This window comes from Streptomyces sp. NPDC091289 (assembly GCF_044757365.1).
Lineage (GTDB): Bacteria > Actinomycetota > Actinomycetes > Streptomycetales > Streptomycetaceae > Streptomyces.
The window spans coordinates 251,698-266,009 of sequence record NZ_JBIVUT010000002.1; the positions used below are offsets into that span (position 1 = coordinate 251,698).

Annotated in this window: 10 protein-coding genes; 2 read left to right on the plus strand and 8 right to left on the minus strand. The window is 70.4% G+C overall.

What is annotated here, in order from left to right:
• Nucleotides 1–127 precede the first annotated feature (127 nt).
• Both dxs and ACIQPT_RS03185 read left to right on the plus strand, forming a co-directional pair.
• Nucleotides 128–2,041, plus strand: coding sequence for a 1-deoxy-D-xylulose-5-phosphate synthase (dxs, locus tag ACIQPT_RS03180; RefSeq protein WP_401152104.1), 1,914 nt, complete (start codon nucleotides 128–130; stop codon nucleotides 2,039–2,041).
• A gap of 194 nt (nucleotides 2,042–2,235) precedes the next feature.
• Nucleotides 2,236–3,702: an amino acid permease gene (locus tag ACIQPT_RS03185; RefSeq protein ID WP_401152544.1), complete on the plus strand. Its 1,467-nt coding sequence runs from the start codon at nucleotides 2,236–2,238 to the stop codon at nucleotides 3,700–3,702.
• Here ACIQPT_RS03185 and ACIQPT_RS03190 read toward each other — a convergent pair.
• The 8 genes from ACIQPT_RS03190 to ACIQPT_RS03225 form a co-directional block, all read right to left on the minus strand.
• Entirely contained in the window at nucleotides 3,699–4,100 is a 402-nt protein-coding gene (locus ACIQPT_RS03190) for an NTP pyrophosphohydrolase (RefSeq protein ID WP_401152107.1), read from the minus strand. The two genes, ACIQPT_RS03185 and ACIQPT_RS03190, sit on opposite strands and share 4 nt — an antisense overlap.
• A 36-nt stretch (nucleotides 4,101–4,136) precedes the next feature.
• Nucleotides 4,137–5,216 carry an LCP family protein gene (locus ACIQPT_RS03195; RefSeq protein WP_401152110.1) on the minus strand — a complete coding sequence of 360 codons (1,080 nt, stop codon included), beginning with the start codon at nucleotides 5,214–5,216 and terminating at the stop codon, nucleotides 4,137–4,139.
• A 20-nt stretch (nucleotides 5,217–5,236) separates the two neighbouring features.
• Nucleotides 5,237–6,802, minus strand: coding sequence for a glycosyltransferase (locus tag ACIQPT_RS03200; RefSeq protein WP_401152112.1), 1,566 nt, complete (start codon nucleotides 6,800–6,802; stop codon nucleotides 5,237–5,239).
• A gap of 4 nt (nucleotides 6,803–6,806) precedes the next feature.
• Nucleotides 6,807–7,619 carry an Ig-like domain-containing protein gene (locus ACIQPT_RS03205; protein ID WP_401152115.1) on the minus strand — a complete coding sequence of 271 codons (813 nt, stop codon included), beginning with the start codon at nucleotides 7,617–7,619 and terminating at the stop codon, nucleotides 6,807–6,809.
• Nucleotides 7,616–8,437 (minus strand): rhamnogalacturonan acetylesterase, encoded by an 822-nt coding sequence (locus ACIQPT_RS03210; RefSeq protein WP_401152118.1) that lies wholly within the window; start codon nucleotides 8,435–8,437, stop codon nucleotides 7,616–7,618. The genes ACIQPT_RS03205 and ACIQPT_RS03210 overlap by 4 nt, the downstream gene beginning before the upstream one ends.
• Nucleotides 8,434–10,464, minus strand: coding sequence for a hypothetical protein (locus ACIQPT_RS03215; RefSeq protein ID WP_401152121.1), 2,031 nt, complete (start codon nucleotides 10,462–10,464; stop codon nucleotides 8,434–8,436). The genes ACIQPT_RS03210 and ACIQPT_RS03215 overlap by 4 nt, the downstream gene beginning before the upstream one ends.
• Nucleotides 10,465–10,829: 365 nt before the next feature.
• A complete protein-coding gene (locus ACIQPT_RS03220; protein WP_401152123.1) occupies nucleotides 10,830–12,959 on the minus strand; it encodes a 3-hydroxyacyl-CoA dehydrogenase NAD-binding domain-containing protein in 2,130 nt (709 codons plus the stop codon).
• Entirely contained in the window at nucleotides 12,956–14,182 is a 1,227-nt protein-coding gene (locus ACIQPT_RS03225) for a thiolase family protein (protein ID WP_401152125.1), read from the minus strand. The genes ACIQPT_RS03220 and ACIQPT_RS03225 overlap by 4 nt, the downstream gene beginning before the upstream one ends.
• Nucleotides 14,183–14,312: the final 130 nt, after the last annotated feature.

Here is a 14,312-nt window from a genome sequence, read left to right on the forward strand (position 1 = left end):
GTGCCGGGCACCTGCGCGTCCCGGCCGACCGCATTCGAACACAGGCTCCCGCTGCCCAGGCCCGGCGGTGGAACATTAGACTCATCGGATCGGCACGCTCGATCAGCTCAAACGCAAGGAGGCACGGGTGGATCTGCTGACCCGCATCAAGGGACCGCGCGACCTGGACCGGCTCAGCCTCGGTGAGCTGGAGGAGCTCGCGGAGGAGATCCGCACCTTCCTCGTGGACGCGGTGTCCAAGACCGGCGGACACCTCGGCCCCAACCTGGGCGTCGTCGAGCTCACCATCGCCCTGCACCGGGTATTCGAGTCGCCCAAGGACAAGGTGCTGTGGGACACCGGCCACCAGGCCTACGTCCACAAGCTGCTCACCGGCCGCCAGGACTTCTCCCGGCTCAAGAGCAAGGGCGGCCTCTCCGGCTACCCCTCCCGAGCCGAGTCCGACCACGACATCATCGAGAACAGCCACGCCTCCGGGGTCCTCGGCTGGGCCGACGGCCTCGCCAAGGCGAACGAGGTCCTCGCCAAGGACGACCACGTCGTCGCGGTCATCGGCGACGGCGCGCTCACCGGCGGCATGGCCTGGGAGGCGCTGAACAACATCGCCGCCGCCAAGGACCGCCCGCTCGTCATCGTCGTCAACGACAACGAGCGCTCCTACGCCCCGACCATCGGCGGCCTGGCCAACCACCTCGCCACGCTCCGTACGACCGACGGTTACGAGCGGTTCCTGGCCCGCGGCAAGGACATCCTGGAGCGCACGCCCGTCGTCGGCCGCCCGCTGTACGAGACCCTGCACGGCGCCAAGAAGGGCCTCAAGGACTTCATCGCCCCGCAGGGCATGTTCGAGGACCTCGGCCTGAAGTACGTCGGCCCGATCGACGGCCACGACATCGAGGCCCTGGAATCCGCGCTCCAGCGCGCCAAACGCTTCCGCGGCCCGGTCATCGTCCACTGCCTCACCGAGAAGGGCCGCGGCTACACCCCCGCCCTCCAGGACGAGGCCGACCGTTTCCACGCGGTGGGCAAGATCCACCCGGACACCGGCCTGCCGATCTCCACCTCCGGACTCGACTGGACCTCGGTCTTCGGCGAGGAGATGCTCAAGCTCGGCCAGGAGCGCGAGGACATCGTCGCGATCACCGCGGCCATGCTCCAGCCCGTCGGCCTCGGCAAGTTCGAGGCCGCCTTCCCGGACCGGATCTACGACGTCGGCATCGCCGAGCAGCACGGCGCGGTCTCCGCGGCCGGCCTCGCCACCGGCGGCCTCCACCCGGTCTTCGCGGTCTACGCCACCTTCCTCAACCGCGCCTTCGACCAGGTCCTGATGGACGTCGCCCTGCACAAGTGCGGCGTCACCTTCGTCCTGGACCGGGCCGGCGTCACCGGCACGGACGGCGCCTCGCACAACGGCATGTGGGACATGTCGATCCTCCAGTGCGTGCCCACCCTCCGGATCGCCGCCCCGCGCGACGCCGACCAGGTCCGCGCCCAGCTGCGCGAGGCCGTCGCCGTCGACGACGCGCCCACCGTGGTCCGCTTCTCCAAGGGCGCGGTCGGCCCCGCCGTCAAGGCGGTCGGCAAGGCCGGCGGCATGGACATCCTGCGCGAGCCGAAGGCCGCCCGGCCGGACGTGCTGATCGTCTCCGTCGGCGCGCTCGCCCCGATGTGCCTGGAGATCGCCGACCTGCTGGACGCCCAGGGCATCTCCAGCACCGTCGTCGACCCCCGCTGGGTCAAGCCCGTCGACGAGGCGCTCGCCCCGCTCGCCGAGCGCCACCGCGTCGTCGTCACGGTCGAGGACAACAGCCGCGCCGGAGGCGTCGGCTCCGCCATCGCCCAGACCCTGCGCGACGCCGGGGTCGACGTACCGCTGCGCGACTTCGGCATCCCGCCGGTCTTCCTCGACCACGCCTCGCGCGGTGAGGTCATGGCCGAGATCGGCCTGACCGCGCCGGACATCGCCCGGCAGGTCACCGGCCTGGTCGCCAAGCTCGACGGCCGCTTCGAGAGCCGCGCGGTCGAGCCCGCCCGCGACTGACCCGCGAGCACCTCTCCGTACGGCCGACGGGCCGGGAGAACCGCCCCTGTACGGGTGGTTCTCCCGGCCCGTTCGCGTGAAACGGGCCGGATGGCGCGTTCCCGTGCCGAACCGGTCCGAATCATGGCGTTCACAACGAATGCGTGGAGGTAACGCAGGTGAGCGCGCAGGTCACACCACCCCGCGGAAACGGCATGCTCCGCACCAAGTCCGTCGAACAGTCGATCCTTGACACCGAGGAGCCGGAACACGCGCTCAAGAAGTCCCTCTCCGCCCTGGACCTGACGGTCTTCGGCGTCGGCGTCATCATCGGCACCGGCATCTTCGTCCTCACCGGCCAGGTCGCCAAGGAGACGGCGGGCCCCGCCACCGCCATCGCGTTCGCCGTGGCGGGCGTCGTCTGCGCGCTGGCCGCCCTCTGCTACGCCGAGTTCGCCTCCACCGTCCCGGTGGCCGGCTCCGCGTACACCTTCGCGTACGCCGCGCTGGGCGAACTGGTGGCCTGGATCATCGGCTGGGACCTGGTGCTGGAGTTCGCGCTGGGCACCGCGGTGGTCGCGGTCGGCTGGTCCGGCTACGTCCGCTCACTGATGGACAACGTCGACTGGACGATGCCCGAAGTGCTCTCGGGACCGGATGTGGCGGAAGGATTCGGCTTCGACATCCTGGCCTTCGCCCTGGTGCTCGTGCTGACCGTCATCCTGGTCGTCGGCATGAAGCTGTCCGCCCGGGTCACCTCGGTCGTGGTGGCGATCAAGGTCGGCGTGGTCCTCATGGTGATCATCGCGGGTCTGTTCTTCATCAAGGCCGAGAACTACAAGCCCTTCATCCCCCCGGCCGAGCAGCAGCCCGCCGGCTCGGGCTGGGACGCGCCGCTCGTGCAGCTGATGTTCGGCTACGAGCCCACGAACTTCGGCGTGATGGGCATCTTCACCGCCGCCTCCATCGTCTTCTTCGCTTTCATCGGCTTCGATGTGGTGGCCACCGCCGCCGAGGAGACCAAGCTGCCCCAGCGCGACATGCCGCGCGGCATCCTCGGCTCGCTCATCATCTGCACGGTGCTCTACGTGGCGGTCTCGATCGTCGTCACCGGCATGCAGCACTACAGCGAACTCTCCGTCAGCGCCCCGCTCGCCGACGCCTTCAAGGCCACCGGGCACCCCTTCTACGCCGGTCTGATCAGCTTCGGCGCGGCGGTCGGCCTCACCACGGTCTGCATGATCCTGCTGCTCGGCCAGACCCGGGTCTTCTTCGCGATGAGCCGCGACGGACTGCTCCCGCGCTTCTTCTCCAAGACCCACCCGCGCTTCCGCACCCCGTACCGCCCGACGATCCTGCTCGGCGTGCTGATCGCGATCATCGCCGGGTTCACGAGCATCGAGGAGCTGGCCACCCTGGTGAACATCGGCACGCTCTTCGCGTTCGTCATCGTCGCCCTCGGTGTCCTGGTCCTGCGCCGCACCCGGCCGGATCTGCCCCGCGCGTTCCGTACCCCGTGGGTGCCGGTGCTCCCGATCGTCTCGGTGGCCGCCTCGGTCTGGCTGATGCTCAACCTGCCGGTGGAGACCTGGGTGCGGTTCGGCGCCTGGATGGTGCTCGGGGTGGTCATCTACTTCGTGTACGGGCGCTCCCACAGCCGTATGGCCAAGCAGGGACGCTAGGGCGCGTCCGGCGGCAGCGGCCGTACCGTACGGGGTCCCACGCACCGGGCCCCGTACGCCTCGACCCGCTGCCGCAGTCCGCGGTCGGCGGTGACGACGACGCAGCCCCGGTCCGGGGAGGCCCCGGCCGCCAGCTCGGCGATCAGGTCGTCGCCGCTGCCGGGGGCCGAGTCGACCCGGACCCCGGCCACGGAGGCGACGCCCCGGGCGGCCCCTTCGACCACGAGCACCAGCTCGACGGGGCCCGGCAGCCCGGGCAGCCCGGCCGCCGCGTACGGGACCAGCGAGTCCCGCAGCCGGACCGCCGCCCCGCGCCGGTCCCGCCACCACCCGTCGGGCACGGAACCGACCACATTGGCCGCGTCCACGATCACCAGCACCGCATCGTCCTCACTCATCCCGGCAGGGTGTCACAGGCGCGGTGCGACGGGCCGTCAGCCGCCGGTGGCGGGGGACTTCTTCGCTTCCTCGGGGATCGTGGCGTCCTCGCGGATCGCCTTCCACAGCCGGCCCGCCCGCGGCTCGGACGCGACCACACGGTTCGGGTCGATCCTGTCGTACGCCACCGGCAGCATGATCGTCTCCATCGAGGCCGGGTCGACGCCCTTCATCGAGCGGGCGAACTCCGCCAGCGAGGTGAGCGAGGCGAGCCCGGAGTCGGTGGTGAGCGCCTTGGTGGCGGATTCGGCGATCCGGTAGGAGTTCGCCGGACTGCCCAGCAGGTCCTGGGACGTGACCTCGCTCAGCAGGGCCAGCAGGAACTGCTGCTGGAGCCCGATGCGGCCGAGGTCGCTGCCGTCGCCGATGCCGTGCCGGGTGCGGACGTACGCCAGGGACTCGGTGCCGTCCAGCTTCTGCGGGCCGGCGCTGAGGCGCAGCCCCGACGCCTTGTCGTCGATGTCCCGCGGTACGTCGACGGTGACGCCGCCGATGGCGTCGACCAGGTCCTTGAACCCGGCGAAGTCGATCTCCAGGTAGTGGTCGATGCGGACGCCGGACATCTTCTCCACCGTCTTCACCACACAGGCCGGACCGGCCTGCGCGTAGACGGAGTTGAACATGACGCGTTCCTCGGCGGACACGGTGGATCCGTTGCCGCCGTCGCATGCGGGCCGGGTCACCAGGGTGTCGCGGGGGATGGAGACGGCGACGGCCTTCGACCGGCCCTCGGGTATGTGCACCACCATCGCGGTGTCGGAGCGGGCGCCGCCGACGGCCCCGCCGCCGCCCAGCTCCCGGTTCTCCGCCCCGGCGCGCGAGTCCGAGCCGAGGACCAGCAGGTTCTGCCCGCTGGTGGGCAGCTTCTCCGGGCGGTCCTCGCCGAGCGCCCTGTCGATGTCGACGGCCTTGATGTTCCCGTCGAGCCGGCTGTAGAGCCAGTAGGCGGTGGAGCCGGCGGCGAGCAGCAGGACGAGCAGGACACCGAGCGCGATCTTGAGGCCTCGGCGGCGCCTGCGGGGCCCGGCCGGGCGTCGGGAGGTGCGGGAGCCCGGTGTCGTCTCGTCGTCGCTCAAGGTGCTCGCGTCCTCACATCTCAGTGCCCGGCGGCAGGGGGAACCCGTTCGGACACGTCGACGGAGAGGTCGCCGTCCTCGGTCCAGAACAGCGTGGCGAACAGCTCGTGCTCCGCCGACCGGGGCGACGGGGCGATCCGCACCGGTGCGCGGCCGGTGACATCGACCTTCTCGGAGCGGCGGTGGCCCAGGCGAACCTCCTGGGTGACCCCTTCGAAGCTCACCGACAGATAGAGGTCCCAGATTCCCGGGGGGACCGGCCAGCCGCTGGACGTCTGGCGGAAGTTCACCCGGGAGGAGAAGCGGCCCATCGCACGGGGCTTCCCCTTGGCGTTGAACAGCTCCTCGTCACGACGGGCCGTCACGGAGAACCGCTCCTCCGCACCGCTGCCCCGCTCGCGCAGGACGACCTTCGTGGCCCGGTCCCGGGTGGAGAGCTGCTCGAAGAAGGCGTGGCCCTCCAGCAGGAGTATCGATCCGTTCCAGCCGACCGAACCCAGCTCCTGCGTCACCGTCATGCGGTCGGTGATGTCGAAGAGGTCGTCGGGAAGCGCCGGGCCGGGGTCCCTGAAGAACGGCAGGGTGGTGAACACCCGGCCGTTCTCGACGGTCTTGCGCGGGGCGGCCTTCTCCTTGTCCGCCCGATAGGCGGCCATCGTCCGTGCCTCGGCGAACCGGCCCGCCGACAGCAGCGCGAACTGGACGGCCAGCGGCCGGGGCAGAAGGGCCAGCGCCCCGTCGGTGAGATGGCTGTCCAGGACCTTCCTGGCCTCCTGCGACACCCGCTCCCGCTCGTCATCGCTCAGGGGAGCCGACAGCACGGCCCCGGTGGCATCGGCGAGCTCGCGCTCCAGGTGCCGGGAGAGGAGGTGGTCCCGCCGGGCGCCTTCGGGAGCCAGGGACTCCGCGTGCCGCATCAGCCGGTCGGCCAGCGCCGGCCGGTCGGCGACCGGCACGTCCACGACCGGTCGGGCACCGTTGACCAGACAGGGCGGACCGGCCACCACGGAGATGCTGTCGGCCGCCACCAGCGCGCTCGCGGTGAACGCCATCTCGTCGCCCGTACTCCCCGTGTACGGGAAATCCAGCGCACGGCGTCGCAACAGCTCGGTCCGGAACAGCTTGTCGGCGGTGAGCGACCAGTAGAGCCGGGAGCTCCACAGGTCCGCGTGCGCCTGGCTCTCGCGGAACAGGCGCGCGGGCGCGGGGTCCGGGCTCGGCCCTTCCGCCGCTCCCACCACCACATCGGCCTCGTCGGCGTCGGCCGCCGAGACCAGACGCTCCAGGGCGTCCACGGCCAGCCGGTCGGACCCGTCCAGGAAGATGACGTAACGCCCGGCGGCCCGGGACACGGACCACTCCCGGACCGGTGAGGGGCGCCGCCCGCCCCGGGCCCGGCCGGTGAGGCGGTTCACCAGGGAGGGCTCGTCGCCGACCGGGACCACCTCCATGCGGTCCTGGCCGATCGACTGCGCCTGAAGAGAGCCGAAGCAGGCGTCGAGAGCGTCCGCCGGCTGCCGGCGGAGCCGGACGACGACGGTGACGTCGCGCAGGTCCGAGGGGCGTACGGGATCCGTGGTGTGCATGGGCCTATCGGTCCTTCGGGGGCAGGTGGGGCTGCCGGGGCCAGGGCATGTCGCCGGTGATCTCGGGCCACTCCCAGGGCTCGAAGCCGGTGGCGGACGGGTGTTCCGGGAAGATCCCGGGTGTGGCGCCCAGGTCACCGACGAAGACGTTCACCGCGGCGGTGATCTTCGTCGAATCCCCGGTGGCCACCGTGTACTCGATCCGGTCGTAGCCGGTGAACCCGGGGGAGGGCTGGTAGGTCAGCTTTCCTCCGGCGGTGAGTTCGGCGCTGCCGTGGAGCGGCTGGGTGACCGCGATGGCCGAACTGCCGGACGGCGCCTGTGCGAGCACGTCCACCTCGGCCGCCGCGCCGGACGCCGTCACCACCCGCAGTCCGGGCAGCGTGTGCGTGCGCACGAGCACGGCGTGCCCGGTGAGCTTGCCGGTGCGCGCCACCGCACGCCCCGGGCCCTCCGGCGCGCCGACCATGATCCGCGGCCGCAGCCGCGGGCCCTTCTTGGGCTCCTTGACCCGTAGGGTCAGGACACCGGTCCCCACCTCGCCCGCATCCGCGCGCACCCGGTACCAGCGTTGCCGGGGGAAGTGCTCCAGCCCCTGGGAGGAGAGGATCTCCGCCGCTTCGAGGAGCGAACTCTCCAGCACATAGGCGTATCCGTACGAACCGCGCTCGTCGGGCGCGACGGACAGGCTCAGCTCGATGACGTCACCGGGTGCGGCGCCCACGTCCGGAGCCACCGAGCTGTGCAGGGACGCGACGACCGCGCCCTCGGCGGGATCCGCGTTCAGCGCACGGCCCTGGCACAACAGGTGATTCATGAACCGGACTCCTGTACGGGCGGGAGGGACACGCGCTCCTTGGTGAGGCGGGCGTAGGTGGCGTCGTCCAGCCAGCCCAGCTCGTCGTACGAGAACCCGCGCCGGTCGAGACCGGTGACCCATGAGGCCGGCACCACCTGCTGGAGCAACAGACTGCGGGCCACGTAACGGGCGCACTCGATGGCGCCCTCGGGCCGCAGATGAACGTTGTCCGCGTCCTGGACGATCTCCTGGAGAGGCTCGCCGGGGCGCAGATAGGTGAAGGCGCCGGTGGAGCCCTCCGGACCCAGCTCCTGCCACCAGGCGACGCTCTGTCCGTAGAGGTCGACGACCGGCAGGTGCTCCTCCCGCGCGAGCTGTCGCATGGCGGCCGGGTAGTCGCCCAGGAACCGCGACACATTCCCGTGCCGGTCGACGCGCCGCCGCTCGAACGGCAGGAGGACCACCGGGTGCCCGCCGGCCGCCCGGGCCCCGGTGGCGTACGCCCGCATCTGGTCCAGGAACGAGCCGAACGGCTCGGTGTGCAGCCCGGCGTCGGGCTTCCAGTCGATCTGCCCGAACCCGAAGAGCAGGTAGTCCCCGGGCGCCATGGCGTCCAGAATCCACTGGAGCCGGCCGCGCTCCCGGAAGCTCTTGGAACTGGCCCTGGCACGGGAGCAGTTGACCACTTCCACGTCCTCGGTGAGGAACAGCGGAAGCGCCTGCGCCCAGCCGGCCATCGGCAGGTGACTCACCGGGCGGGTGACCGCCGTGGAGTCACCGGCCACGAAGATCCTGGCCGGGCGCCGGCCGGACGGGGTCGGGTCGCTCGGGGTCACACCGGCTGCGCCCCTTCCTGCTCCCGTATCCGCTGCGGGGGGACGCCCTGCAGCTCCGGGGTGATGAGGGGGAAGGCCTGGAGCCCGCGGCGGTAGAGGTCGTTCGCGGCCTCGTTGAAACGGACGGTCGAGGGGGGCGTGTCCGTGCCGAGGAGATACTCCTTGAGCTGCTCCCGCTGCGGTGCCATCACGTCCACGGCCGGGTCGAGCGTCGCTGCCAGCGCCGCCTCCAGGCCCTGGCACTCGGTGTCCAGGAGATACGAGGCGGAGGCGGTGCGCTGCTCGTTCCGGAACTCCTCGTCCGGGAGGCCTTCCAGATTGAAGATGGCGTACGGCTTCCTGGTCGCCACGAAGTCCGAGACCACGCTCGACATATCGCCGATGAGCAGGTCGGAGTGGTTGAAGCAGTCGTACAGGGTGGGAATCTTGCCCGTCACCACATGGTGGGCGTCGGCCGGCAGCGAATCCCAGTAGAGCTCGCCCGCCCGCGTCTGCAGCTCACGGATCCGCGTGGTCCGCTCCGCCTCGGAGAGGTCGGCGAAGGGCGCGCGGTCGCCGCGGTTCCTCAGGTCGGCCAGCTGCTGGTTGATGTCGGCCAGGCCCTGCACGGCGGCGCTCGCATCGAGGGCCTTCCGCCCGAAGCGCCGCTCGTTGTCCTCCTCGAGCAGGGCGATGACGCGCTGGTGCGCCTCCGCGGCCTGGGGGGAGCGGGTGCCGGTCAGCGGGTGCGGCTTGTAGATGATCCGGAGCCGGCGCTCGTGGCCGAGCAGCGTCCGGACGAGACGTTCACCGGAGGGGATCACCGAGGTGTAGCAGGCGTCGTCCGACCAGCCCTCCCAGGTGGGGGCGTAGATGACGGTCGGGACGCTGTCCCGGACGGAGCCCGTCCACGGGACCAGGGAGGTCAGCTGCGGGCGGCCGACCTCGACGATCTGCTGGTCGGTCACGGCGTGCCGAATGCGCTCGTAGCGGTCGCGCCCGGCCCGTCCGGCCACCCAGATCTCGTCGAAGACCTTGCTGACGCGGTTGCTGCTGGCGAGCTTGTCGCTGTCGCCGTGGCCGATGAAGACGTGCTGGACATCGTGGCGCTGGAGCATGTGCACGTTCTTCCCGGCGTTCCCGGGGTAGAGCGATACGCGCAACTCGGGCATTTCAATGCGTGCCAGGTACTCGGCCTTGGGCACGCAGACGATCGGTACGGAGGTGGCGTCGAGGTGGCGCAGGGTGGCCCGCTCGCGCAGGACGAGGACCGGCCGCAGATCGAGGGATTCCAGGGACTCCAGCCACATGTTCACCTGGTACATGAAGTCCCGGGATATCGCGGCGAAGGTGAAGTACAGCGCGACCTGCGGGCGGTACTGCGCGAGTTGCCGGTTCAGCTCGTCGATGGCCGCGTCGGGCGTGGGCAGCCGCAGCGCCCTCTTCGCTCCGGGCAGCAGGACGAGGACGGCGAGGACGGCGAGGCCGACCGAGACGCCGAATCCGGCGGTGGCGTAGAGGAGGTCGTCGGTGGCGATCGTCGCGAGCACGCCGGCGACCAGCGGAACGTCCAGGTGCAGCATCTTGCGGATGTGCTTGTTGGTCAGGAAGCGGTGCGGCGGGCGGCCGATCTCCAGCGCGTCCATGTCCAGACCCCGCGCGGTGAAGGGCAGGGCCGCACGCCGGGAGGAGACCCGCTTCTGGACGGCGCTGTAGAAGACCTGGATCACGAAGAGCGCCAGCAGCCCCACCGAGGCCAGCTGCGCGACGAGCGGGTCGAGACCGCTGACCGAACCGCACAGGGCGAGCAGCATCAGCTGACGTACCAGGAAGCGGATGGTGAGTCCGAACCGCGAGTTCCTCAGCCGGTTCAGGGCCGGGTACTTGGCGGTGTGCATGAGCAGGTCGGCCGCGTAACTGACGGCCAGCGCGGCCGCGAAGACGGGCAGGGAGGCCATCACGACCGCCGCGGTCATGGCGACGTAGCTGAGTACCAGAGCAGCGGTGACCAGAATCCCCAGTGCAGCCTGACGTGTTGGCTTGCCCATGTACGGTCGGCCTTCCTTCGATGTTCATCTTGTACGACGCATGGCGAAGAGGCTCGCCAGGAGCAGGTGAATGCCGTGCGGCCGGGTCGGGGGCGGTCCGACGCTCGAAAGGAACGTCGACGCAGTCGGAGCATTCGTTCGGATTTTAGACTTGGATGACCGGTTGGGTGAACTCAACCGGGTGAATTATCAAACATTCGGCGGTGAGATGCTGAACAGTTATGTTCATATCCGGACTGCATGGCACATGAAGTGACCTTGATCACGCCACGACATGGCTACGGCCCCGCGGAGCGAACTCCGCGGGGCCGTAGCCATGGATCAGAAACGCACACAACTGCTCAGGCGCCCCTGAGGGCAGTGGGTCAGGCCGGAACGCTCGCCACGCCCTGAGCGAGGAACGGCTTGCCGTTCACCCGCTGGGAGACGCCCTCACGGTCCAGGTACGGCGTGATGCCGCCCAGGTGGAAGGGCCAGCCCGCACCGGTGATCAGGCACAGGTCGATGTCCTGGGCCTCGGCGACGACGCCCTCGTCCAGCATCAGGCCGATCTCCTGCGCCACCGCGTCGAGCACACGGTCGCGGGTCTGCTCCTCGGTGAGGACGGTGTCGCCCTGCTTGAGGAGGGCGGCGACCTCGGGGTCGAGGACCGGAGCGCCGGAGTCGTAGACGTAGAAGCCGCGCTTGCCGGCCTTGACGACCGCCGCGAGGTTCTGCGAGACGGTGAAGCGCTCCGGGAAGGAACGGTTCAGGGTCTCGGAGACATGCAGACCGATGGCCGGGCCGACCAGCTCCAGGAGCACCAGCGGGGACATCGGCAGGCCGAGCGGCTCGACGGCCTTCTCCGCGACCTCGACCGGGGTGCCCTCGTCGATGACGTTCTGGATCTCGCCCATGAAGCGGGTGAGGATGCGGTTGACGACGAACGCCGGGGCGTCCTTCACCAGGACCGCGGTCTTCTTCAGCTTGCGGGCCACACCGAACGCCGTCGCCAGCGAGGCGTCGTCGGTCTGCTCGCCGCGCACGATCTCCAGCAGCGGGAGGATCGCGACCGGGTTGAAGAAGTGGAAGCCGACGACCCGCTCCGGGTTCTTCAGCTTCGACGCCATCTCGGTCACCGACAGCGAGGAGGTGTTGGTGGCGAGGATCGCGTGCGCCGGGGCGACCGCCTCGACCTCCGCGAACACCTGCTGCTTGACGCCGATCTCCTCGAAGACGGCCTCGATGATGAAGTCCGCGTCCGCGAAGCCCTCGGCCTTGTCGAGGACACCGGAGACCAGGCCCTTGAGGCGGTTGGCCTTGTCCTGGTTGATGCGGCCCTTGCCGAGCAGCTTCTCGATCTCGGCGTGGACGTAGCCCACACCCTTGTCGACGCGCTCCTGGTCGATGTCCGTGAGGACGACCGGGACCTCCAGGCGGCGCAGGAACAGCAGCGCCAACTGCGAGGCCATCAGGCCCGCGCCGACGACGCCGACCTTGGTGACCGGGCGGGCCAGGTTCTTGTCCGGCGCGCCGGCCGGGCGCTTGGCGCGCTTCTGGACCAGGTTGAAGGCGTAGATGCCGCTGCGCAGCTCGCCGCCCATGATCAGGTCCGCCAGCGCCTGGTCCTCGGCGTCGAAGCCGGCGCTCAGGTCGCCGTCCTTCGCCGCCGCGATGATGTCCAGCGCGCGGTACGCGGCCGGGGCCGCACCGTGCACCTTGGAGTCCGCGATGGCCCGGCCGCGGGCGACGGCCGCGTCCCAGGCCTCGCCGCGGTCGACTTCGGCGCGCTCGACGGCGACCGTGCCCTTGAGCACGTTCGCGGTCCAGATCAGCGACTGCTCCAGGAAGTCCGCACCCTCGAACAGCGCGTCCGCGATGCCGAGTTCGAAGACCTGCTTGCCCTTGAGCTGACGGTTCTGGTTCAGCGAGTTCTCGATGATCACCGAGACCGCGCGGTCCGCGCCGATCAGGTTCGGGAGCAGCGCACAGCCGCCCCAGCCGGGAACCAGACCGAGGAAGACCTCGGGCAGCGAGAACGCCGGGAGCGCCGTGGAGACGGTGCGGTAGGTGCAGTGCAGACCGACCTCGACACCGCCGCCCATGGCCGCGCCGTTGTAGTACGCGAAGGTGGGGACCGCGAGACCGGAGAGGCGGCGGAAGACGTCGTGGCCGCCCTTGCCGATGGCCAGCGCGTCCTCGTGACGGCTCAGCAGCTCGACGCCCTTGAGGTCGGCGCCGACCGCGAAGATGAACGGCTTGCCGGTGATGCCGACACCGGTGATGGTGCCCTCGGCGGCTTCCTTCTCGACCTGGTCGATCGCGGCGTTCAGGTTCGCCAGCGACTGCGGTCCGAAGGTGGTCGGCTTGGTGTGGTCCAGGCCGTTGTCCAGCGTGATGAGCGCGAACCGTCCGGCGCCGGCCGGAAGGTCCAGGTGACGTACGTGCGCCTGCGTGACGACCTCGCCGGGGAACAGCTCGGCCGCACCCTTCAGAAGCTCAGTGGTGGAGCTCACTTGTTGCCTCCGTCAGCGTTGAAGTGCGGGTTCTCCCAGACGACCGTGGCGCCCATGCCGAAGCCGACGCACATGGTGGTCAGGCCGTAGCGGACCTCGGGCTGCTCCTCGAACTGCCGGGCCAGCTGCGTCATGAGCCGGACACCGGAGGAGGCCAGCGGGTGGCCGTAGGCGATCGCGCCGCCGTACTGGTTGACCCGGGCGTCGTCGTCGGCGATGCCGTAGTGCTCCAGGAAGGCGAGCACCTGCACGGCGAACGCCTCGTTGACCTCGAAGAGGCCGATGTCCTCGATGGACAGACCGGCCTGGGCCAGCGCCTTCTCCGTCGCCGGGATCGGACCGTAGCCCATGACCTCCGGCTCGACGCCCGCGAAGGCGTAGGAGACCAGGCGCATCTTGACCGGGAGGCCCAGCTCGTTGGCGACGTCCTCGGCGGCGAGCAGCGAGGCGGTCGCGCCGTCGTTGAGACCCGCGGCGTTACCGGCCGTCACGCGGCCGTGGGCGCGGAACGGGGTCTTGAGGCCCGCGAGGGACTCCATGGTGGTGCCCGGACGCATCGGCTCGTCGGCGGTGACCAGGCCCCAGCCCGTCTCACCGGCCTCGGCGTTGGTGCGGCGCACCGAGACCGGTACGAGGTCCTGCTGGATCTTGCCGTTGGCGTACGCCTTGGCGGCCTTCTCCTGCGAGCGCACCGCGTAGGCGTCGGCGCGCTCCTTGGTGATCGTGGGGTAGCGGTCGTGCAGATTCTCCGCCGTCATGCCCATGAACAGGGCGGACTCGTCGACCAGCTTCTCCGACACGAAGCGCGGGTTCGGGTCGACGCCCTCGCCCATCGGGTGGCGGCCCATGTGCTCGACGCCACCGGCCACGACGACGTCGTACGCGCCGAAGGCGATGGAGCCGGCCGTCGAGGTGACGGCGGTCAGCGCGCCCGCGCACATGCGGTCGATCGAGTAGCCGGGGACGGACTGCGGCAGACCGGCCAGGATTCCGGCGGTACGGCCCAGCGTGAGGCCCTGGTCCCCGATCTGCGTGGTCGCGGCGATGGCGACCTCGTCGATCTTCTTGGGGTCCAGGTCCGGGTTGCGGCGCAGCAGCTCCCGGATGGCCTTCACGACGAGGTCGTCGGCGCGGGTCTCGTGGTAGATGCCCTTGGGGCCCGCTTTGCCGAACGGGGTGCGGACGCCGTCGACGAAGACGACGTCCCGGATGGTACGAGGCACGGTGGCTCTCCTCCAGGGTGCGGGATGGCACTGCTGCGGGGCACGCCACGGGGACGCGCCGCCTGCCCATCATGCTACTTGCGGGTAACCAGACTGCCCACCCCCCACGGCCGGAGCGTCGAAGGTCACA

Bases quoted from the DNA above. Each gene is read 5' to 3' on its own strand.
- ACIQPT_RS03190 (WP_401152107.1), bottom strand. From the start codon at position 4,100: ATGAGTGAGGACGATGCGGTGCTGGTGATCGTGGACGCGGCCAATGTG.
- ACIQPT_RS03215 (WP_401152121.1), bottom strand. From the start codon at position 10,464: ATGGGCAAGCCAACACGTCAGGCTGCACTGGGGATTCTGGTCACCGCT.
- ACIQPT_RS03200 (WP_401152112.1), bottom strand. From the start codon at position 6,802: ATGCACACCACGGATCCCGTACGCCCCTCGGACCTGCGCGACGTCACC.
- ACIQPT_RS03205 (WP_401152115.1), bottom strand. From the start codon at position 7,619: ATGAATCACCTGTTGTGCCAGGGCCGTGCGCTGAACGCGGATCCCGCC.
- ACIQPT_RS03185 (WP_401152544.1), top strand. From the start codon at position 2,236: ATGCTCCGCACCAAGTCCGTCGAACAGTCGATCCTTGACACCGAGGAG.